Origin of the sequence: Hydrogenibacillus sp. N12 (genome assembly GCF_019645935.1) — a bacterium.
Taxonomy (GTDB): Bacteria; Bacillota; Bacilli; order Thermicanales; family DSM-22653; genus Hydrogenibacillus; species Hydrogenibacillus schlegelii.
The window spans coordinates 91,407-111,196 of record NZ_CP080953.1 but is presented as its reverse complement, the minus strand read 5'-3'; the positions used below and the strand labels follow the sequence as shown (position 1 = coordinate 111,196).

23 protein-coding genes and 1 other annotated feature are annotated in these 19,790 nt (G+C 67.7%); all 23 genes read right to left on the bottom strand.

Annotated elements, in window-relative coordinates:
• Positions 1-17: 17 nt before the first annotated feature.
• Complete coding sequence (rplL, locus tag K2M58_RS00570; RefSeq protein ID WP_066200412.1) at positions 18-401, bottom strand: 50S ribosomal protein L7/L12; 384 nt, start codon at positions 399-401, stop codon at positions 18-20.
• Positions 402-419: 18 nt separating this feature from the next.
• The gene (gene rplJ / locus K2M58_RS00565) at positions 420-944 is read right to left on the bottom strand and encodes a 50S ribosomal protein L10 (protein ID WP_220678736.1); all 525 of its coding nucleotides are present in this window, start codon (positions 942-944) and stop codon (positions 420-422) included.
• A gap of 40 nt (positions 945-984) precedes the next feature.
• Positions 985-1,121: a sequence feature (ribosomal protein L10 leader region), on the bottom strand.
• Between the two features lie 57 nt (positions 1,122-1,178).
• A complete protein-coding gene (gene rplA, locus K2M58_RS00560; protein WP_220677878.1) occupies positions 1,179-1,868 on the bottom strand; it encodes a 50S ribosomal protein L1 in 690 nt (229 codons plus the stop codon).
• Positions 1,869-1,919: 51 nt separating this feature from the next.
• Complete coding sequence (gene rplK / locus K2M58_RS00555) at positions 1,920-2,345, bottom strand: 50S ribosomal protein L11 (RefSeq protein ID WP_066200407.1); 426 nt, start codon at positions 2,343-2,345, stop codon at positions 1,920-1,922.
• 86 nt (positions 2,346-2,431) lie between these two features.
• Positions 2,432-2,974: a transcription termination/antitermination protein NusG gene (gene nusG, locus K2M58_RS00550; RefSeq protein WP_220677877.1), complete on the bottom strand. Its 543-nt coding sequence runs from the start codon at positions 2,972-2,974 to the stop codon at positions 2,432-2,434.
• A 54-nt stretch (positions 2,975-3,028) separates the two neighbouring features.
• Positions 3,029-3,241 carry a preprotein translocase subunit SecE gene (gene secE / locus K2M58_RS00545; RefSeq protein ID WP_066200403.1) on the bottom strand — a complete coding sequence of 71 codons (213 nt, stop codon included), beginning with the start codon at positions 3,239-3,241 and terminating at the stop codon, positions 3,029-3,031.
• 12 nt (positions 3,242-3,253) lie between these two features.
• Positions 3,254-3,403: a 50S ribosomal protein L33 gene (rpmG, locus tag K2M58_RS00540; RefSeq protein WP_082718353.1), complete on the bottom strand. Its 150-nt coding sequence runs from the start codon at positions 3,401-3,403 to the stop codon at positions 3,254-3,256.
• A 110-nt stretch (positions 3,404-3,513) separates the two neighbouring features.
• The gene (sigH, locus tag K2M58_RS00535) at positions 3,514-4,167 is read right to left on the bottom strand and encodes an RNA polymerase sporulation sigma factor SigH (protein ID WP_245637661.1); all 654 of its coding nucleotides are present in this window, start codon (positions 4,165-4,167) and stop codon (positions 3,514-3,516) included.
• A 61-nt stretch (positions 4,168-4,228) separates the two neighbouring features.
• Positions 4,229-4,750: an NYN domain-containing protein gene (locus tag K2M58_RS00530; protein WP_220677876.1), complete on the bottom strand. Its 522-nt coding sequence runs from the start codon at positions 4,748-4,750 to the stop codon at positions 4,229-4,231.
• Positions 4,738-5,487: a 23S rRNA (guanosine(2251)-2'-O)-methyltransferase RlmB gene (gene rlmB, locus K2M58_RS00525; protein WP_220677875.1), complete on the bottom strand. Its 750-nt coding sequence runs from the start codon at positions 5,485-5,487 to the stop codon at positions 4,738-4,740. The genes K2M58_RS00530 and rlmB overlap by 13 nt, the downstream gene beginning before the upstream one ends.
• 16 nt (positions 5,488-5,503) lie before the next feature.
• Positions 5,504-6,901 carry a cysteine--tRNA ligase gene (cysS, locus tag K2M58_RS00520; protein WP_220677874.1) on the bottom strand — a complete coding sequence of 466 codons (1,398 nt, stop codon included), beginning with the start codon at positions 6,899-6,901 and terminating at the stop codon, positions 5,504-5,506.
• The gene (cysE, locus tag K2M58_RS00515; protein ID WP_220677873.1) at positions 6,874-7,626 is read right to left on the bottom strand and encodes a serine O-acetyltransferase; all 753 of its coding nucleotides are present in this window, start codon (positions 7,624-7,626) and stop codon (positions 6,874-6,876) included. Before cysE ends, cysS begins: the two co-directional genes overlap by 28 nt.
• A 111-nt stretch (positions 7,627-7,737) precedes the next feature.
• A complete protein-coding gene (gltX, locus tag K2M58_RS00510) occupies positions 7,738-9,249 on the bottom strand; it encodes a glutamate--tRNA ligase (protein ID WP_220677872.1) in 1,512 nt (503 codons plus the stop codon).
• A 13-nt stretch (positions 9,250-9,262) separates the two neighbouring features.
• The gene (gene ispF / locus K2M58_RS00505; protein ID WP_289628273.1) at positions 9,263-9,784 is read right to left on the bottom strand and encodes a 2-C-methyl-D-erythritol 2,4-cyclodiphosphate synthase; all 522 of its coding nucleotides are present in this window, start codon (positions 9,782-9,784) and stop codon (positions 9,263-9,265) included.
• Positions 9,784-10,485, bottom strand: a complete 702-nt coding sequence (gene ispD, locus K2M58_RS00500) for a 2-C-methyl-D-erythritol 4-phosphate cytidylyltransferase (RefSeq protein WP_220677870.1) — start codon at positions 10,483-10,485, stop codon at positions 9,784-9,786. Before ispD ends, ispF begins: the two co-directional genes overlap by 1 nt.
• 288 nt (positions 10,486-10,773) lie before the next feature.
• Entirely contained in the window at positions 10,774-11,874 is a 1,101-nt protein-coding gene (locus K2M58_RS00495) for a PIN/TRAM domain-containing protein (protein ID WP_220677869.1), read from the bottom strand.
• Between the two features lie 52 nt (positions 11,875-11,926).
• Positions 11,927-12,430 carry a CarD family transcriptional regulator gene (locus tag K2M58_RS00490; protein WP_220677868.1) on the bottom strand — a complete coding sequence of 168 codons (504 nt, stop codon included), beginning with the start codon at positions 12,428-12,430 and terminating at the stop codon, positions 11,927-11,929.
• 116 nt (positions 12,431-12,546) lie between these two features.
• The gene (disA, locus tag K2M58_RS00485; protein ID WP_220677867.1) at positions 12,547-13,620 is read right to left on the bottom strand and encodes a DNA integrity scanning diadenylate cyclase DisA; all 1,074 of its coding nucleotides are present in this window, start codon (positions 13,618-13,620) and stop codon (positions 12,547-12,549) included.
• A 4-nt stretch (positions 13,621-13,624) separates the two neighbouring features.
• Positions 13,625-14,977, bottom strand: a complete 1,353-nt coding sequence (radA, locus tag K2M58_RS00480; protein ID WP_220677866.1) for a DNA repair protein RadA — start codon at positions 14,975-14,977, stop codon at positions 13,625-13,627.
• Positions 14,978-15,055: 78 nt separating this feature from the next.
• A complete protein-coding gene (locus K2M58_RS00475; protein WP_220677865.1) occupies positions 15,056-17,500 on the bottom strand; it encodes an ATP-dependent Clp protease ATP-binding subunit in 2,445 nt (814 codons plus the stop codon).
• A 244-nt stretch (positions 17,501-17,744) separates the two neighbouring features.
• Complete coding sequence (locus K2M58_RS00470; RefSeq protein WP_220678735.1) at positions 17,745-18,800, bottom strand: protein arginine kinase; 1,056 nt, start codon at positions 18,798-18,800, stop codon at positions 17,745-17,747.
• 10 nt (positions 18,801-18,810) lie between these two features.
• On the bottom strand, positions 18,811-19,326 hold the full coding sequence (locus tag K2M58_RS00465; protein ID WP_220677864.1) for a UvrB/UvrC motif-containing protein: 516 nt from the start codon (positions 19,324-19,326) through the stop codon (positions 18,811-18,813).
• Complete coding sequence (locus K2M58_RS00460) at positions 19,316-19,789, bottom strand: CtsR family transcriptional regulator (RefSeq protein WP_252393493.1); 474 nt, start codon at positions 19,787-19,789, stop codon at positions 19,316-19,318. The genes K2M58_RS00465 and K2M58_RS00460 overlap by 11 nt, the downstream gene beginning before the upstream one ends.
• Between the last annotated feature and the right edge of the window lies 1 nt (position 19,790).

The window sequence follows — 19,790 nt, the reverse complement described above, 5'->3', positions numbered from 1 at the left end:
CTCCGGCCGGAGGCCGCTTACTTGAGCTCGACGGTCGCTCCGGCTTCTTCCAGCTTCTTTTTGATCTCTTCCGCTTCGGCCTTGGAGACGCCCTCCTTGACCGGCTTCGGCGCGCCGTCGACGAGTTCCTTCGCTTCCTTGAGGCCGAGGCCGGTGATCTCCCGGACGACCTTGATGACGTTGATCTTCGAGGCGCCGGCGTTCGCGAGCACGACGGTAAACTCCGTCTTCTCCTCCGCCTGAGGCGCCTCGGCCGCCGCTCCGGCCGCCGCCGGCGCCGCCGCGACCGCGACCGGCGCCACCGCGGAGACGCCGAACTCCTCTTCGAGGGCTTTGACGAGCTCGTTGAGCTCGAGGACGGTCATGTTTTTGATCGCTTCGATGATCTGTGTCTTGTCCATGGCGATACCTCCCTTGGGTTAAGCCTGTTTTTGCTCGGCAACGGCCTTCAGGCCGTGCATGAAGTTTCTTAGCGGCGTGTGGACGATGCTCCCGAGGACGCCGACAATGCGGTAAAGCGGCGCCTGGATGCCGCCGACGACTTTGGCCATGAGCTCCTCCCGGGACGGAAGCTTGGCCAGCGCCGCGGTCTCCTCCGCCGACAGCACCTTGCCTTCCAAGACGCCGGCCTTGATCTTGAGCGGTTCCATCGACTTCTGGACTTCGGTGATCACTTTCGCCGCCGCCACCGGATCGGCGCTGAACGCCGCCGCCGTCGGCCCTTCAAGGTACGGGGCAAGGGCCTGAAGCCCGACTTCTTCCGCCGCCCGCCGGAGGAGCGTGTTTTTGTACACCTTGAAGTGAACCCCCGCCGCTTTCAGCTTGTTCCGAAGCTCGGTCATCTGCGCGACGTTGAGCCCCCGATATTCGACGAGGACGCACGCGGCGCTTTCCTGAAAGCGGGCGACGAGCTCCCGGACGGTCTCGACCTTCTCCGCCGGAATCGGTTTTTCCCGGACGTATGCGGCCACCTGAACCCCCCCTTCTTTTAAGCAAAAAGCCTTCCGCAGACAGACGGAAGGCACGCGAGCGCCGGTCGACCCCAGCGGTCGACGATCTGCCTCGGAAGGATGTTTAAGCCTTGCGGCCCCTTCTGTCTGCGGCGTTTCGTGATTCGGTTGTCCGCGCGATCGACTCGCGCCCTCGCACCTTCTCCGGGAAAGGTCGCGCCGCCGGAATCAGAGTCCCGCGACGTCGACCCGGATCCCCGGCCCCATCGTCGAGGTGACGGTGACGTTCCGGAAGTAGACGCCTTTTGCCGCCGCCGGCTTCGACCGCCGCAGGGCGTCAATCACCGCGGTGAAGTTATCGACGAGCGCTTCCGTCGAAAACGACACCTTCCCGATCGGGACGTGAACGTTCCCCTGCTTGTCGGTCCGGTACTCCACCTTCCCAGCCTTCGCCTCCTGGACGGCCTTGGCCACGTCGAAGGTGACCGTCCCCGTCTTCGGGTTCGGCATGAGCCCCCGCGGGCCGAGGATTTTCCCGAGCCGCCCGACCGCCGCCATCATGTCCGGCGTGGCGATGGCGACGTCAAACTCGAGCCAGCCACCCTGGATCTTGGCGATGAGGTCGTCGTCGCCGACGACGTCGGCGCCGGCCGCCTCGGCTTCCTTCGCCTTCTCGCCCTTGGCGAAGACGAGCACCCGGACCGACTTGCCGGTCCCGTGGGGCAGGACGACGGCGCCCCGGACCTGCTGATCCGCCTTCCGGACGTCGACGCCGAGCCGCACGGCGAGCTCCACCGTCGCGTCAAACCGCGTCGTCGACGTCTCCTTGACGAGGGCCAGCGCTTCCGCCGGCGCGTAGGCTTTCTCCGGATCGACCTTCTTCAGCGCTTCGAGATACTTTTTGCCGCGCTTCGGCATGGTCCTTCCTCCCTCGTGGTCATCGCGGGCCTGAGCCCTCCCACCGGGCCGTCAATCTTCGACGACGATGCCCATGCTCCGGGCGGTGCCCTCAATGATCCGCATCGCCGCCTCCAGATCCGTCGTGTTGAGATCGCTCATCTTCTGCTCGGCGATCTCCCGGATCTTCGCCCGCTTGAGCGTGGCCACCTTCTTTTTGTTCGGCTCGCCGGAGCCGCTTTCGATGCCGGCGGCCTTTTTCAAGAGATCGCTCGCCGGCGGCTTTTTGGTGATGAACGTAAACGAGCGATCCTCGTAGACCGTAATCTCGACCGGGATGATCATCCCCGTCTGGTCGGCGGTCCGGGCGTTAAACTCCTTGACGAAGGCCATGATGTTGACCCCGGCCTGGCCGAGCGCCGGACCGACCGGCGGCGCCGGGGACGCCTTCCCCGCCGGGATCTGAAGCTTGATAACGCGGGCGACCTTCTTCGCCACCTTCTCACCTCCCGCGCGAAGACGCCAAACGAGCTGTATTATACCACGCAGAGGCGCCTTCCACAAGGGCCCGATGCCCGACGGCCTTACACACGCTCCACCTGCGTCGCCTCGCATTCGATCGGCGTCTCGCGACCGAAAAGGAGCGCGGAGACGACCACTTTCCCCCGTTCGACGTCCACCGCCTCGATCCGGCCGGTGACGTCGGCAAACGGCCCCTCCCGAATGCGGACCCGCTCGCCGACGGCAAGATCGACCCGCGGCCGGCGCTCCTCCGCCATGCCCATCGCCCGGAGGATTCGCTCCGCCTCTTCCGGCTCGAGCGGGATGGGTTTCGTGCCGGGGCCCATCGAGCCGACAAAGCCGGTGACGCCCGGGGTGTTCCGGACGACGGACCACGACTCGTCGGTCATGATCATCTCGACGAGGACGTAGCCCGGAAAGATCTTCCGCTGCACCGTCTTCGCCCGACCGTCTTTGATCTCCTCCGTCTCCTCGACCGGGACGACGATGCGAAAGATCTGATCTTCCATGCCCATCGACTCGATGCGCTTTTTCAGGTTGGCTTCGACTTTTTTTTCATACCCCGAGTACGTGTGGACGACGTACCAGCGCTTTTCCGGGCTCACGGCGGGCTCCCTCCTCGCGCTTCGGCTCCGGCGAAGCGTCCGACGTCGGGCGGATCAGCGCATGAGGAACATGACGAGGGCGCCGAGGATGACGTCGATCAGATAAAAAAAGACGGCCAAAGCGGCGACCGTGCCGAGGACGACGCCGGTGTAGGTGACGAGCTCCCGGCGGGTCGGCCACTTCACCTTCTTCAATTCTTGCCAGCTTTCGGCAAAATAACTCCCCGCCCGCCGAACGCCGGTGCCGATCCGGGCCAGCACGCTCATCGGCGCCCCTCCTCAGCGGACTTCCCGGTGGACCGTATGAGCATTGCAGTACCTGCAGTACTTTCGCAGCTCCAGCCGGTCCGGGTGCTTCCGCTTATTTTTTGTCGTCGCGTAATTACGCTGCTTGCACTCCGAGCAAGCGAGGATAATCTGAACGCGCATGGGCACACCTCCCGCAAGACCGCCGCTTAACCTAAGAGAAGATAGCACACTTCCCGGTCAAAGTCAAAAGGAAAAAGCCGCCCGCGGTGCCGCCATCGGCGACCGGAGCGCTAGGCATTCACTTGATCGGGAAACCGCTCGGCGCGAAACAGCCGCTCGAGTTTGCGCTTCACCCGCTGGAGCGCGTTGTCGATCGACTTGATGTGCCGCCCGAGGTCGGCAGCGATCTCCTCGTAGCTCCGACCGTCCAAGTAGAGCATGAGCACCCGCTTTTCGAGATCGCTCAAAATTTCGCTCATCTTTTCTTCCAGCGCCGCCACGTCTTCCCGCCGGATGAGAAGCCGGGCCGGGTCGAGATGGCCGCCGTCGCCGAGGACGTCGAGGAGCGTCCGTTCCGCCTCCTCGTCCCGGACCGGCCGGTCGAGGGAGATCGACGAATTGAGCGGGATGTGCTTCTGGCGGGTCGCCATCTTCACCGCCGATAGCATCTGCCGGGTGATGCACAGATCGGCAAACGAGCGGAACGACGTCGCCCGATCCGGCCGGTAGTCCCGGATCGCCTTGTAGAGGCCGATCATCCCTTCCTGGACGATGTCGTCCCGGTCGGCGCCGACGAGAAAGTACGGCCGGGCTTTTGCCCGAACGAAACCGCGATACCGCTCGATGAGCCGATCCGTCGCCTTCCGGTCGCCTGCGTGGATGCGCGCGACGAGCTCTTCGTCGCTGAGCGCCTCGTAGTCCGTCCGCCCTTCGTCGCGTTCCACGGCAAAATCCTCCAATCCTCTCTCGTACCGCCATTATAGCGGTCGGCGGACGGGCCGTCAATCAAGGGTCTTTTTTTCGGCGGTACTTTTCAAAAAAGAGGCGCACCTCCTTCGGCAGCCGGGCGCCCAGGCCGGGTCGCTCCGCCTCCAGCTGCCGGCGGCGGATGAAGCGGCCGACCTCCCGCCGGACGCGCTCGACGTCGGCCCAGAGTTCGCGGGCACCGACGACGCTGGCGCCGACCGCCCGGGCGGCGACGGCGATCAGCCGGTCGTCGGTGGCGACGACGAGCTCTCCCCGCACCCGCCCCCGAAGCCGCCGCACCTCCGCTTCGATCCACGCGTCGGCCGTCCGGCCGTAGGCGGTGTAGACGACGTCGATCCGCCCGGCCCGCTCCCGGATTTCCCCCGCCGGCGACCGGTCGGCATCGAAGACGACGACGATCGTGTGACCGGTCGCCCCGGCGTAATCGTCCAGCGCCGCGATGAGGGACGCCCGGGCGGCGTCGAGGTCCGCCGTCCGAAAGGGGCCGAGGTCCGGCCGGCGGCCGATCAGATTGTACCCGTCGACGATCACGGTGGCCACGGCGCGCCCTCCCGCTGGCGGTACGCTTCGTAGAGCAGGAGGGCCGCCGCCACCGAGGCGTTCAAAGACGCCACCCCGCCTTTCATCGGCAGCCGGACGACGACGTCCAGCCGGCGGCGAAGAAGGGGGCGAAGGCCCCGCCCCTCGCCGCCGATGACGAGGGCGACCTTGCCCCGGTAGTCCGCCGCCCGCCAGTCCGTGCCGCCGTCGGGGCTCGCCCCGATGAGCCAGAACCCGGCCGCCTTCATCCGCTCGGCGAAGCGGACGAGATTGGTCGCCCGGGCGACCGGCAGATAAAACACCGCGCCGGCGGACGCCTTCACCGCCGCCGGCGTAAGCCCCGCGCTCTGGTGCTTCGGAAGGATCACCGCCTCGGCGCCGGCCGCCGCCGCCGTCCGGATGATCGCCCCGACGTTGTGGGGATCTTCCAGGCCGTCGAGGACGACCCAGAGCGCCGCCGCCTTGCCTTCGGCCCCGGCGAGGAGCGCCTCGGCGTCGGCGTACGGAATGGGCGAAAGAAACGCGACAACCCCCTGATGCCGGAACGCCCCGAACGGCTGAAAGCGGGCCCGCGGGACGACGCTCACCGGCACGCCCCGGGCCCGGGCCTTCGCCTTCAGCACCTCGAGAAACGCCGGCGACGTCCCTTCCTGAACCCAGATCTTGTGCACCGCCGCGCCGGCATCCAGCGCCTCGAGCACGGCCCGGCGGCCGACGACGGTGGTCCCCTCCTCCATCGCGGCTCCTCCTTACTTACGGCCGGCTGACGCGCTTGAGGCGCGGCCCTTCCGGCGTATCTTCGACGGCATACCCCCGCGCCCGGATCTCCGCCCGCAAGGCGTCGGCCCGGGCGAAATCCCGCGCCCGCCGGGCCGCCTCCCGCTCGGCGACAAGGGCCAGGACATCCGCCGGCGCCTCGTCCTCCGCCGAAAGCAGGCCGAGCACCGCGTCCAGGCGGCGGAACCGCGCCAAAACCGCCTCCACCGCCCCTCGGGTCCGTCCCGGATCCTGGGCGACCGCATGGGCCGTCCGGACGAGGGCGAACATCGCGGTGAGGGCCTCCGGCGTGTTGAAATCGTCGTCCATCGCCGCGGCAAAGTCGGCTTCGATCGCCCGAAGCGCCTCGAGGAGCGCCGCCGGCGCCTCCCCGGGCGCGCTGCCGGGAAGCGCGTGGTTCAGCGCCGCGACCGCCCCGTCGAGCCGTTCGACGGCCGAGCGGGCCGAGGCGATCGCCTCCCGATGAAAGCGGAGCGGCTGGCGGTAGTGGGTGTTCAGGTAAAAAAAGCGAAGCGCCCGACCGCCGTATTCCCGGACGACATCCCGGACGAGGACGACGTTGCCGAGCGACTTCGACATCTTCTCCTCGTCGACCGTCACGTGGCCGTTGTGGAGCCAGTAGCGGGCAAAGGTCACCCCCGTCGCCGCTTCCGACTGGGCGATCTCGTTTTCGTGATGGGGGAAGATGAGATCTTGCCCGCCGCCGTGAATGTCGAGCGTCGCGCCGAGGTAGTGCATCGACATCGCCGAGCACTCGATGTGCCAGCCCGGACGGCCGGCACCCCACGGGCTGTCCCAGGCGACGTCCCCCTCCGACCGCTTCCAGAGGGCAAAGTCGAGGGGGTGCTCCTTCGCCGCGTCGATCTCCACCCGGGCGCCGGCGAGCAGCCGGTCGATCGGCTGCTTGCTGAGCTTCCCGTACTCCGGAAACTTTTGCACCCGAAAATAGACGTCGCCGTTCCGGACGTAGGCGTAACCCCGGTCGATCAGCCGGCGGATGAGGTCGACGATCGGGCCGATGTGCTCCGTCACCCGCGGCCGGTGCGTCGGCTTAAGGACGCCCAGCGCCGCCAGATCTTCCTCATAGGCGGCAATGAACCCCTCGGCGATCGCCCGGACCGTCTCTCCCGTCTCCCGGGCGACCCGGATGATCTTGTCGTCGATGTCCGTGTAGTTGTGGACGTAGATGACCTCAAAGCCCCGAAACTGAAGCCACCGCCGGATGACGTCGAAGGCGACCGCCGCCCGGCCGTTCCCGATGTGAATGTAGTTGTACACCGTCGGGCCGCAGACGTACATCCGGACGACCCCCGGCGCCCGGGGTTCGAACGGCTCTTTCCGGCCGGTCATCGTGTTGAAGAGAACAAGCGCCACCGCGACCGCTCCTTTGCCTTTGTCTCACCGGGCGCCGACTCCGTCCGGCCCGCCCCCGCCGACCGGCCGAGAGCGGCGAGCTCCGCTTCCAGGCGGGCGACCGCCGCCTTCAGCCGCTCGAGCTCCCCCCGCAGGGCGACGCAATCTTCAAACGCCGACTCCGGCAAGCTCGTATGGTCGAGGTCGTCCTTCACCCGGCGCCCTTCCAGGACGACGACCCGGCCGGGCACGCCGACGACCGTCGACCGCGGCGGCACGTCCCGGAGGACGACCGAGCCGGCGCCGATCTTGGCGAAATCGCCGACGGTGATGTTGCCGAGGACCTTGGCCCCGCTGGCGACGAGGACGCAGTTCCCGAGCGTAGGATGGCGCTTCCCCGTCTCCTTCCCCGTCCCGCCGAGGGTCACGCCCTGATACAAGATGCAGTCGTCGCCGATCTCCGCCGTCTCGCCGATGACGACCCCCATCCCGTGGTCGATGAAAAGCCGCCGGCCGATCTTCGCCGCCGGATGGATCTCGATCCCGGTCCAAAACCGCGCCCAGTGGGAAAGAAGCCGCGCCAGCAGCCGTAAACCCCGGTTCCACAGCCAGTGGCTGACGCGGTACGTCCAGACGGCGTGCAGCCCGGGATAGGTGAGAACGATCTCGAGGGCGCTTCGCGCCGCCGGATCGAGGCGCCGGACCGTCTCGATGTCTTCCCGAATCATGCGGAGAACGCCGAACATCGCCGACCCTCCTTTCCGCCGCTTTCTGGCCGCTGCCTCCGGACGCCTTCGGAGCCCCGACGCGCCCGTCCGGAGCCCCGCCTTCCGGCGCCCGATGGAAAAAAAACCGTCTCATCCCCGAGACGGTTTGCCTTCGCCTGCACGTTCGGCTCCATTGTAGGACATTTGCGCCGCCAGCGCAAGGGCCCGCTCGAGCCGCCGCCGGAGCCGCACCGGCCCGAGCCACGCCAGCACGTCCGGAAGGGCCGGCCCGTGCTCCCGGCCGGTCGCCGCCAGCCGGAGGGGAAGAAAGAGCGCCCGACCCCCAAGCCCCGTCGTCGCTTTGACCGCGGCGAGAAGCGCCTCCGCCGCCTCGGGCGTCCAGGGGGCCGCCGGGTCCCGCGCCGCCAGCGCCTGAAGCGCCGCCGCCACCGCCCGGCGACCCTCCGGGCCGAAAAGCGCCGCGCGGGCCGCCGGGGAAAGGGCTTCCGCATCGAGGACCGCCTCATCCGGTCGGTACAAAAAGGCCGCCGCCGGCACGACGTCGCCGAGAAAAGCAAGCTCCTCCCGGACGAGGCGGACCGCCGCGACGAACCGGGCCCACCCGTCGCTCCCCTCCCCTTCGTCCGGCGCCAGCCAGCCGGCCGCTTCGGCGTACGGCCGCAAACGGCGCGCCAGTTCTCCGTCGGACAGCCGCTTCAGGTGCGCCTGATTCAGCCAGCGTAGCCGCCCCGGGTCGAACACCGCCGGGCTTTTTCCGATGCTGGACGGCGAAAACTGACGCACGAGCACATCCGGCGTGAACACTTCCTCCGTCCCCTTCGGCGACCAGCCGAGGAGCGCCAGGACGTTCACCACCGCTTCCGGCAGGGCGCCGAGGTCCCGGTAGCGGGCGATCGTCTCCGCGGCGGCGTCCCGCTTCGACATCTTTTTTCGCTCGGCGTTTAGGATGAGGGGAAGATGCCCGAACTGCGGCGGCGACCACCCGAAGGCGGCGTAAATCGCCAGCTGCTTCGGCGTGTTCGGCAGGTGCTCCTCGCCCCGGAGGACGTGGGTGATCCGCATGTGATGGTCATCGACGACGACCGCAAACTGATAGGTCGGCGTCCCGTCCCGCTTCAGGAGGACGACGTCGCCGACCGCCTCCCCCCGGAAGCGAAGCGGCCCCCGGACGAGGTCGTGGAAGACAAACTCCGCTGCCTCCGGCACCCGAAGCCGGATCGCATGGGGCGTCTCCGCCATCCGTGCCCGGGCCTCCGCCGGGGAAAGCGTTCGGCAGCCGCCGGCGCACGCCTCCCCTTCCGGGCAGAAGCACGGGTATGCTGCCCCGGCGTCGACGAGCGCTTCCGCCGCCGAACGGTACAGCGAAAGTCGCTCCGACGACCGGTACGGCCCGTACGGCCCGCCGACGTCGGGACCTTCGTCCCAGGCAAGACCGAGCCAGCGAAGCCCCGCGAGCTGCTCCGCTTCGGCCCCCGGCACGTTCCGGCGCCGGTCGGTATCTTCGATGCGGACGACGAACGCCCCGCCGTAATGCCGGGCGAACAAAAAATTAAAGAGCGCCGTCCGGGCGCCGCCGATGTGCAAAGGTCCCGTCGGTGACGGCGCATACCGGACGCGGACGGGTTCCGCCGGTTCTCGCATGGCCGACCTCTCCTTACGCCTTGCCCGCCGGCGCCGCCGCGTCTCCCCCGGGCGGACGGCCGTCCGCCGCCACGAGGAGGACGACGGCGAAGGCAGCGATCCCCTCGCCCCGGCCGATCGCCCCGAGCCCTTCGTTCGTCGTCGCCTTCACGCTCACCGCCTCGGTCAGGGTCCCGAGCGCCTCGGCGATCGCCCGGCGCATCGCCGGGACATGAGGACCGAGTTTCGGCGCTTCGGCGACGACCGTCACATCGCAGTTCGCCACCCGGTACCCTCGCGCCGCCGCCCGGCGGGCCGCCGCCCGGACGATCTCCCGGCTCGGCAGATCTTTCGTCCACGCCGCGTCCGGCGGAAAGTGAACGCCGATATCCCCCTCCCCGAGGGCGCCGTAGACGGCATCCGCCAGCGCGTGCAGCACGACATCGGCGTCCGAGTGGCCGTCCAGCCCCCGCTCATACGGGATCGTCACGCCCCCCAAGACGAGAGGCCGCCCCGGCGCGAGGCGGTGGACGTCGTAGCCGAAGCCGATCCGCATCACGACCGCCCCCCCTGCCGGAGGATCGTCTCGGCGAGGATGAGGTCGAGCGGCGTCGTCACCTTCAGGTTGATCTCCTCCCCCGGGACCGCGACGGCCGAACGGCCGCCGCCTTCGAACAGCGTCGCCTCGTCGGTCACCTCGCGACCCTCCGCCGCCGCCGCCTCGAGGGCGGCGATGAGGGCCCGGCGGTCGAACCCTTGCGGCGTTTGGGCCGCCGCGAGTGCCGACCGGGGCGGCGTCTCGGCGACCGGCCGGAGGGCCCCGTCGGCCGGGTGAAGCCGCTTGATCGTCTCCTTCACCGGCACGACCGGCACGACCGCCCGCCCCGGCCCGAGGGCCGCCTCGACCCGGGCGATGAGCTCCGGCGAAACGAACGGCCGGGCCGCGTCGTGGACGAGGACGAACTCGACCGCCTCCGTAAGGGCCCGGGCGCCGGCCAGAACGCTGTCCTGGCGCCGCGGCCCGCCGAAGGCGATCTTAAGGCCCGCATACCCTTCCGCCGCAAGGAGCGCCGCCGTCCGCTCCCCTTCTTCCGGATGGACGACGAGAACGATCCGCTCCGGCGGATAGCGGCGGGCAAACACCGCCAGCGACCACAAGAGAAGCGGCCGGCCGCCCAGCGGGACGTAGGCCTTCTTGAGCGCCGCGCCGAGGCGCGTCCCCCGGCCGGCGGCGACGATGACCGCCCCGACGGCCAAGCCATCCCCTCCTCTTCTCGGCCTCCATTGTAGGCGAGCCGTCGGCGATTGACAAGCGCCCCGCCCGAAGGCGAATGAATTCCGAGGCTTTTGCCGGCCGGTTCTGTAAGCCGCTCACAAAAACGCAAAAAAGAACCGCCGGGGAAGACATCTCCTCCCCGGCGGAGACATCCGGTCGGCGGCAGCGCGAACGGGACGGCGGCGTCCGCGGCGATTTCCCGGACCGGGACGATGGCGCCGGGCCGGTGGGGAGCGCCCGACGCGGCGAGGAGTCCCGGACCGACGGCGCTACAGGGCCTTTTCCAAGAGCTTCGGCTTGGCGAACACCATCCGGCCGGCCGAGGTCTGGAGCACCGAGGTGACCAGCACGCCGATGTGCTCGCCGATAAATTCCTTCCCCCCCTCGACGACGATCATCGTCCCGTCGTCGAGATAGGCGACGCCCTGGCCGTGCTCCTTGCCGTCTTTGATCACGTGAACGACCAGCTCCTCCCCGGGGAGGACGATCGGCTTTAAGGCGTTGGCGAGATCGTTGACGTTTAAGACCGGGATCCCCTGAAGCTCGCACACCTTGTTCAGGTTGAAGTCGGTCGTCACGATCTTGGCCCCGAGCTCCTTCGCCAGCCGGATGAGCTTCGCGTCGACGTCGTGGACGTCCTCGACGTCCCGCTCGAGGATGACGACCTTCGCGTGCTTATTTTTTTGCATTCGTTTTAAAATATCCAGCCCGCGCCGACCGCGGTTTCGCTTGAGCATGTCCGAGGAGTCGGCGATGTGCTGCAGCTCCGCCAGGACAAATTCCGGCACGAGGAGCGTCCCTTCGAGAAAGCCCGTCTCGACGATATCGGCGATCCGGCCGTCGATGATGACGCTCGTGTCGAGGAGCTTAAGTCCCGCCTTCTTGTCGAGCCTCTCCCCTCGCTCCCGCTCCCTGTCTCCCCGCTCCCGCATCCGTCCGAGGGAAAAAAACTGGATGAGTTCGTCTTTTTTCTTATGGCCGACGGTAAAGCCGAGATATGCCAACAGGATCGAGATGAAGATCGGGGCAAACTCCCCGGCGATCGGAAGCTGCTTCAAGGGCAGGTAGATGAAAAAGGCGACGAGGAGGCCGACGAGCATCCCCAGCGTCCCGAACAAAAGATCGCTGACATGCCGCCGGACGAGCTCTTCTTCAGCTCGCTTAAACGCCCGCTCCATCGCATCGCTCGTCCAGATGACCACCGCAAGAAAAAGGAGCGCCCCGAGCGCGGCGCCGACGTACTCCTGGTACGACAGGCGGCCGAGGGCGAGCCACGGGTCGAGCGCCTGAAAGAGGAGCGGGATGAAATGATAGCCGAGGGCGCCGCCCAAAACGAGAAAAAACGCCTGGATCCATCGTCGGATGAGCACGCGATTCACCTCCCGCTCGATTCGTTTTTAGGATGGCCAACCGAACGAAAGCTCAAACGCCCGATTCCTCCGCCTCCGGGCCGAACACCGCTCGCTCGAGCCACGCCTGAGCCGCCGCCTCGTCGATATTTTGCGACAGAACAAGCTCGCTCACGAGCATCATCCGGGCGTTCTCCAGCATCCGCCGCTCGCCGCCGGACAGCGCCCGGCGCCGCTCCCGCCGCATGAGCGTCCGGACGACGTCGGCGACGGCGAACACGTCCCCCGTCTTCAACTGGTCGAGATGTTTTCGGTAGCGCTGGTTCCAACTTTTATCCGGCTCCGCATCATTGCGCCTCAAGACCGCCTCCAGATCGACGAGCGCTTCCTTCGGCAGCACGGGCCGAACGCCGAGGTCTTCCGCCTGATCGAGGGGGATCATCGCCCGGAGGGCGCCGAGCGGCATGTGCAAAATGTAATAGCGCCGCCGGCGGCCCAAAAATTCCCGCTCCTCGATCGCCTCGATCACCCCGGCGCCGTGCATCGGGTAGACGATCCTGTCGCCGACCTGAAACACGCCTTCGCCCCCTTTGACCGTCCTCTTCTGAGTATACCACGGGGGCAAAAGAGCGTCAAAGAAAAAAATATCTATCCTACCCGATCAGACAATTTTCGTCAAGATGATCGATCGCGTCAATCATTGCGCTCGAGCAGCACCTGCTGCTCGATCCGCCGCAGGCCCTCGTGGATCGCCCGGGCCCGGGCCTCGCCGATCCCCTCCACTTCGTCGAGGGCCTCCAGGCTCGCCCGGACGATCCGGCTGAGCCGCCCGAACCGGGTGACGAGGTTGTGGACGACCGCCATCGGGAGGCGCGGGATGCGCATGAGCAAGCGATAGCCCCGCGGGTGGAGTTCCTCGTCGGCGCCTGTGCCGCCGTATCCGAGGAGCCGCGCCGCTTGATGGCGGTCGAACAAGTCTTCGCCGGCGAGCTGCCGAAGCCCGGCGAGAACCTCTTCAACCGACCGCTTCTCCTCGTCGGCGAGATAATCGCGGACGAGCATCTCCGCTTCCTGCTCGAAGCCGGCCAGAAGCTCGTCCAGCTGCATGCGCACAAGCCGCCCTTCCTCGCCGAGTTCCCGGACGTAGCGGAGGATCTCCGCCTCCATCCGCATCACCAGGCCGACCCGGTTGAGCACGAGCGTGACGTCCTGGAGCGTGACGAGATCCTCGAATTCGAGCGCCGAGAGGTTGACGAGCGCCTGGTCCAGGACCGCCTTGTATTTCTCCAGCGTCGAAAGCGCCTGGTGGGCCTTCGCCAGGATGACGCCCGTCTCCTGGAGCGTGTACCGGTGCCGCCCCTTGTAGACGGTGATGACCCCCCGGCGCTGAGAGATGGAGATGACCAGCTTGTTCGTCTGCTTGGCCGTCCGCTCCGCCGTCCGGTGCCGCGTTCCGGTCTCGATCGACGGGATCGACGGATCCGGGATGAGCTGCGTGTTGGCGTAGATGATCTTTTTCGCGTCCTCGCTTAAGACGATCGCCCCGTCCATCTTGGCGAGCTCGTAGAGGGCGTACGGCGTGTAGTCGCAGTTTAAGGCAAAGCCTCCGTCGCAAAGTTTCAGCACCTCCGGCGCATCGGAGACGACGATGAGCGCCCCCGTCTTCGCCCGGAGAATGTTTTCCAGCCCCTCCCGAAGCGGCTTGCCCGGGGCGATGAGCTGCATCACCTGGGTGAGAAATTCTTCGCGCCCGTCTCTGTCGTCCATCGCGCTACCTCCCGAACGCCGCTTCCAGCGCCTCCCGGACCGTCCGCACCTCGACCGGCACCAGCCCCTCCGGCAGGCCGCCGGCCGCCGGCGGCACGAAAGCCCGGCGAAACCCGAGGCGGGCCGCCTCGGCGAGCCGGGCCGAAAGCCGCGGCACCGGCCGCACCTCGCCGCTTAAGCCGATTTCCCCGATGAACACGTCGCCGGCGGCCACGGGCGCTTCCCGAAAACTCGACGCGATGGCGAGGGCGACGGCCAGGTCCGCCGCCGGCTCCGAGATCCGAAGCCCGCCGACGACGTTGACGTACGCATCGTGGCCGATGAGATGAAGCCCGGCCCGCTTTTCCAGCACCGCCAGGAGCATGTTAAGCCGCCCGAGGTCGAAGCCCGTCGCGCTCCGCCGCGGGACCGGAAAGAGCGTCGGCACGAGAAGCGCCTGCACTTCCAGAAGCATCGGGCGGCTCCCTTCCATCGTCGCCGTCACCGCCGCCCCGATCGCCGCCTCCGTCCGCTCCCGAAGAAAGAGCTTCGTCGGCGCCTCCGCCGGCACGAGGCCGGATTCGGTCATCTCAAACAGGCCAAGCTCGTTCGTCGGGCCGAAGCGGTTTTTCACCGCCCGGAGCACCCGGTACTGCTGATAGCGCTCCCCCTCGAAATAGAGGACGGCGTCGACGAGGTGCTCCAGCACCCGGGGGCCGGCGATCGTCCCCTCTTTCGTCACGTGGCCGATGAGGAGGGCGGCGACCTTTCGGGGTTTGAGCACCTCCAGCAAAAACGCCGTCCCTTCCCGCACCTGCGCCACCGACCCCGGCGCCGAGGCGAGATCCGGGTGCCGCATCGTCTGCACCGAGTCGACGATGACGGCCGCCGGCCGCAGGGTCTCCACCGCCTCCTGGAGGGCGTCAAGCCGGCCGTCGGCGAGGAGATACAGATCCGCCCCTTTGACGCCGAGGCGGGCGAGGCGGAGGCGGATCTGTTCTTCCGACTCTTCGCCTCCGGCGTAGAGCACCCGCCGCCCCGCCCCGGCCAGCCGGGCGGCGGCGATCGAGGCGAGGGTCGACTTGCCGATCCCCGGCTCGCCGCCGAGGAGGACAAGAGAGCCCGGCACCAGGCCGCCGCCGAGGACGCGGTCGAACTCCTCCAGGCCGGTCCGGAGCCGTTCCGCCGGCGGCCGGGCGGCGGCGGCGAGGGGAACGGGGCGGGCGATCGCCGGCGACGCCGGCCGCTCTTTTTCCGGCCGGGCGCTCCGGCGCTCCTCGACGAGGGTGTTCCAGGCACCGCAGCCGGGGCAGCGGCCGAGCCACTTCGGCGCCTCATAGCCGCAGGTCTGACAGACGTAGACCGTTTTTTCCCGCATGTCGATCCCCTCGTCCAGCATAGCACACCGGACAAAAAAAGCGGAGCGCCTCGGCGCTCCGCGCATGGTCGTCTGATTTCACTCGCCGGCGACCGGCGCCGCCTCCGGCCGGATGACGAGTTCGCCGTCCTTGAAGTCGATCGTCACCCGGTCGCCCTTCTGAATCGTCCCTTTGAGAAGCTCTTCCGACAGGCGGTCTTCGATGAGGCGGGTGAGCTTCCGGCGGATCGGACGGGCGCCGAACTGAGGATCGAAGCCCTCCTTGGCGACGTGGTCGATGACGGCGTCGGTGAGGGTAAAGTCGATCCCCTGCTCCTTGACCCGCTTCCGGATGTCCTCCGCCATGCGGACGACGATCTCCCGGATGTGCGCCTCTTCGAGCGGGTGGAACACGATGATCTCGTCGACGCGGTTCAAAAACTCCGGCCGGAACGTCCGCCTGAGTTCCTCCATCACCTTCTCCTTCATCGCCTCGTACGACGACTCCGGCGTCCGGGCGGTAAAGCCGAGGGTGGTGTTCCGCCGGATCGTCTCCTGGCCGACGTTCGACGTCATGATGATGACGGTGTTTTTAAAGTCGACCGTCCGGCCCTTCCCGTCGGTGAGGCGGCCGTCTTCCAGCACCTGCAGGAGGACGTTGAACACCTCCGGATGGGCCTTTTCGATCTCGTCGAAGAGGACGACGGAATAGGGCTTCCGGCGGACCTGCTCCGTGAGCTGACCGCCTTCCTCATAGCCGACGTATCCCGGCGGCGCGCCGATGAGGCGGGACGTCGTGTGCCGCTCCATGTACTCGCTCATGTCGATCCGGATGAGGGCGTTTTCGTCGCCGAAGAGCGCCTCGGCGAGCGCCCGGGCAAGCTCTGTCTTGCCGACGCCGGTCGGCCCGAGGAAGATAAACGAGCCGATCGGCCGCTTCGGATCCTTAAGCCCCGCCCGGGCCCGCCGGATCGCCCGGGCCACGCTTTCGACCGCCTCATCCTGCCCGACGACCCGCTCGTGCAAAATATTCTCCAAGTTTAAAAGCCGCTCCGTCTCTTCTTCCTTGAGCTGCGTCACCGGAATGCCCGTCCAGCTCGAGACGATCTGGGCGATGTCCTCCGGCGTCACCTCGGCGTCGGTCTGGCCCTGCCGCTCCTTCCACGCCTGCCGCTCCCGCTCAAGGGCTTCTTTGAGCTTCTGCTCCTTGTCCCGGAGCGCCGCCGCCTTTTCAAATTCCTGGCTCTGGACGGCCGCGTCCTTTTCCTTCCGGACTTCCTCCAGCTCCTTTTCGAGCTGCTTGAGATTCGGCGGGATCGTGTAGGCGTTGAGCCGCACCCGGGAGGCCGCCTCGTCGATGAGGTCGATCGCCTTATCCGGCAGGAAGCGATCGGTGATGTAGCGATGCGACAGATGGACCGCCGCCTCGATCGCCTCGTCGGTGATCTTCACCCGGTGGTGCGCCTCGTACCGGTCCCGGAGCCCCTTTAAGATCTGGATCGCATCCTCGGGCGTCGGCTCGTCGACAAGGATCGGCTGGAAGCGCCGCTCGAGGGCGGCGTCTTTTTCGATGTACTTCCGGTACTCGTCGATCGTCGTCGCCCCGATCGTCTGCAGCTCGCCGCGGGCGAGAGCGGGCTTTAAGATGTTCGAGGCGTCGATCGCCCCTTCGGCGCCGCCGGCGCCGATGAGGGTGTGCAGCTCGTCGATGAAGAGGATGATGTTCCCCGCCTGGCGGATCTCGTCCATGATTTTCTTCAGCCGGTCCTCAAACTCGCCCCGGTACTTCGTCCCGGCGACGACGCTTCCCATGTCGAGGGACATCACCCGCTTGTCCCGGAGCGTCTCCGGCACCTCGTTGTTGACGATCCGCTGGGCGAGCCCTTCGACGATCGCCGTCTTTCCGACGCCCGGCTCGCCGATGAGGACCGGGTTGTTCTTCGTCCGCCGGGAGAGGACCTGGATGACCCGCTCGATCTCCTTTTCCCGGCCGATGACCGGATCGAGGGCCCCCTCCTTGGCCAGCGCCGTCAGATCCCGGGCCAGGCTGTCCAGAGTCGGCGTCGCGGCCCCTTTGCCGCCGCCCTGGGGCGTGGCGGCGAGCATCTCGCTCGAGCCGAGGAGCTGAAGCACCTGCTGCCGGGCTTTGTTGAGGCTCACGCCGAGGTTGTTGAGCACCCGGGCGGCGACGCCCTCCCCTTCCCGGATGAGGCCGAGGAGGATGTGCTCGGTGCCGACGTACGTGTGGCCGAGCTTCCGGGCTTCGTCGAACGAAAGTTCGATGACCTTCTTGGCCCGGGGCGTGTACGGCGTGTTGAGGGGCTTTTCGTGGCCCCGGCCGATGAGCGCCTCGACCTCCTCCCGGATCTTCTCCAGCGACAGGCCGAGGTTCATGAGCGCCTTGGCGGCGATCCCTTCCCCTTCCCGGATGAGCCCGAGCAGGATGTGTTCGGTGCCGATGCTGTTGTGGCCGAGGCGGACGGCCTCATCCTGGGCATACGAGAGGACCTTTTGCGCCCGCTCAGTAAACCGGCCGAACATCATTCCGGATCCCCTCCGTTTCTGCATGGACGATTTGCACGGACGATGCGTTTTGCCCGAACGGCGGCGGACGGTCTTTGGCGCCTTGCGAGCGGAGCCCGGGCCTCGACGAACGATCCGGCGCCGGTCGCGCCGGCCGACCGCATCCGGCGATCGCTCGGTCGGTAAAACTTATCCGCGGAAGCCCGAACCCGTCGTCCCGGGCGCGGCGAAGCGGTACCGCCGGCCCGGAGACGGAAGCCCCGGCTTAAGGCGCCCCGCCGAGATGGCGGCGGATCACGTCGGCCCGCCGGGCGTCCCGGCGCTCCGGAGAGAGGTTTTCTCGGGCCGAATATTGCAGATACGCCGGGCGGATCATCACCCAGAGGGCGTCGACCGTCCGGAGGTCGACATCCCGGATGAGGCCGAGGGCGATGCCCAGACGGACGTCGGAAAGGCGCTCCATCGCCTCCCGGCCGTCGATCGACCGGGCGTAGCGGAGGATGCCGAGGCTCCGCATCACCCGGTCTTCCAGGGCTCGGCCCATCGACTCGGCGAGGAGTTTGCGAGCCTTGCCTTCGTGGGCGATGATCGTCTCGACGACGCCCTGCAGGTTTTCCAGGATCTCTTCTTCCGACGGCCCGAGGGTGATCTGGTTCGACACCTGAAAGAGATGCCCTTCGGCGTCGCTTCCTTCGCCGTAGACCCCCCGGACGGCGAGGCCGACCTTTTGGATCGCCGGGAGCAGATTCCCGATCTGCCGGGTGAGGACGAGGCCCGGGAGGTGGAGCATCACCGACGCTCGGAGCCCGGTTCCGACGTTCGTCGGGCAGCTCGTCTGATACCCGAAGCGATCGTCGAACGCGAGCTCAAAGTGGGCGTCCAGCCAGTCGTCCAGCCGGTCGGCGATCCGGTACGCCTCCTGAAGGCGCAGGCCTGGGGCAAAAACCTGCAGCCGGAAATGATCCTCCTCGCCGACCATGAGGCTCACCCTCTCATCCGCCGAAAGGAGGACCGCCGCCGCCGGCGCCTCGGCGAGCTCCCGGCTGATGAGGTGTTTTTCCACCAGCACCTGCCGGGCGAGCGGCGGAAGGGCGTCCAGCTCAAACAGGGCGAGCGCCGGCTCCGCCGGCGGCGGCGCCGCCAGGGCGGCCCGCACCCGATCGATCAGGCGGCGGGCCGCCTCTTCGTTCATTCGCGCCTGGAAGGGGAGGTCCCGGACGTTCCGGGCCAGGCGGATCCGCGTCGAGAGGGCCACCTCCTCCGGCGGCGCCGAGGCGAACACCGGACCGAGGGGCCGCTCCAAAATCGTGCCGATCTGCATCGCCTTCACCTCACTCCGCCCGCGCTTCGCCGATTTCCCGCTCCAGCCGGCGGATCTCGTCCCGGAGCCGGGCCGCCTCTTCGTACGCCTCGGCGGCGACCTTTTCCTGAAGCTCCGCCCGGAGCCGCTCCAGCCGGTGCCGGAGCGCCCGCCGCGGCTTATGGCGCTTCGGCGCCTTGCCGTGGTGTTCGGCGGCGCCGCCGTGGATGCGCCGAAGGAGCGGGACGAGCGGCTCCCGAAAGGCGGTGTAGCAGTCGCTGCAGCCGAAGCGGCTTTTTTTGACGAACTCGTCGTAGCTCATGCCGCACGTCGGGCAGACGCGCCCCCGCTCCATCGGGCGGGACGGCATCGCCGGCATGATGCCGCTCAACAGGTGATGGATCGAAAACGCATCCCCCGGCACCGAGAACGCCACGCCTTCCTCGCGGGCGCAGACGTCGCACAGGTGGAGCTCCGTCTTCTCCCCGTTGACGATTTTCGTAAAGTGAAACGTCGCCGGCCGCTTGCCGCACCGTTCACACATCATGCGCCTCGCCCCCTTCCGCCATGAGCGCCAGCATCGCCGCCTTCAGGAGCCGAGCCCGGAGCCGGTCCCGAAGCTCGACCGGCAGGGCGAGCACCTCCCGGGAGACGAGCCGCCGGAGCATCGCTGCCTCCCGGCTCGTCAGCTCCTCCCCCTCCTGAAGCCGGTCGACGAAATCGAGCGCCCGGCGCTCATCGATCGCCTCGCCGACGGCGTCGTACGCCTCTTTGAGGAGGGACGCCGCCGCCGGCCGGATCTTTTGGATGCGGATATACCCGCCGCCGCCCCGCTTCGACTCGACGAGGTAACCCCGCTCGACCGTAAAGCGCGTCTGGATGACGTAGTTGATCTGAGAGGGAACGCAGCGAAACGCCTCGGCGAGCTCGACCCGTTTGATCTCGACGGCGCCGCTCGCCTCGATGAGCTCCTTCAGGTGTTTTTCGATGACGTCGCTGATGCTCTTCAAG

Excerpts from the sequence above, each read along its gene's own strand:
- ispF (WP_289628273.1), bottom strand. The coding sequence starts at position 9,784 with ATGCGGATCGGCTTCGGCTACGACGTCCACCGCCTCGCGCCGGGGCGG.
- cysE (WP_220677873.1), bottom strand. The coding sequence starts at position 7,626 with ATGTTCGGCGTTCTCCGCATGATTCGGGAAGACATCGAGACGGTCCGG.
- rplA (WP_220677878.1), bottom strand. The coding sequence starts at position 1,868 with ATGCCGAAGCGCGGCAAAAAGTATCTCGAAGCGCTGAAGAAGGTCGAT.
- K2M58_RS00475 (WP_220677865.1), bottom strand. The coding sequence starts at position 17,500 with ATGATGTTCGGCCGGTTTACTGAGCGGGCGCAAAAGGTCCTCTCGTAT.
- rpmG (WP_082718353.1), bottom strand. The coding sequence starts at position 3,403 with ATGCGCGTTCAGATTATCCTCGCTTGCTCGGAGTGCAAGCAGCGTAAT.
- gltX (WP_220677872.1), bottom strand. The coding sequence starts at position 9,249 with ATGCGAGAACCGGCGGAACCCGTCCGCGTCCGGTATGCGCCGTCACCG.
- rlmB (WP_220677875.1), bottom strand. The coding sequence starts at position 5,487 with ATGGAGGAGGGGACCACCGTCGTCGGCCGCCGGGCCGTGCTCGAGGCG.
- rplL (WP_066200412.1), bottom strand. The coding sequence starts at position 401 with ATGGACAAGACACAGATCATCGAAGCGATCAAAAACATGACCGTCCTC.
- K2M58_RS00470 (WP_220678735.1), bottom strand. The coding sequence starts at position 18,800 with ATGCAGATCGGCACGATTTTGGAGCGGCCCCTCGGTCCGGTGTTCGCC.
- disA (WP_220677867.1), bottom strand. The coding sequence starts at position 13,620 with ATGGACGACAGAGACGGGCGCGAAGAATTTCTCACCCAGGTGATGCAG.
- K2M58_RS00465 (WP_220677864.1), bottom strand. The coding sequence starts at position 19,326 with ATGATGTGTGAACGGTGCGGCAAGCGGCCGGCGACGTTTCACTTTACG.
- radA (WP_220677866.1), bottom strand. The coding sequence starts at position 14,977 with ATGCGGGAAAAAACGGTCTACGTCTGTCAGACCTGCGGCTATGAGGCG.
- secE (WP_066200403.1), bottom strand. The coding sequence starts at position 3,241 with ATGAGCGTGCTGGCCCGGATCGGCACCGGCGTTCGGCGGGCGGGGAGT.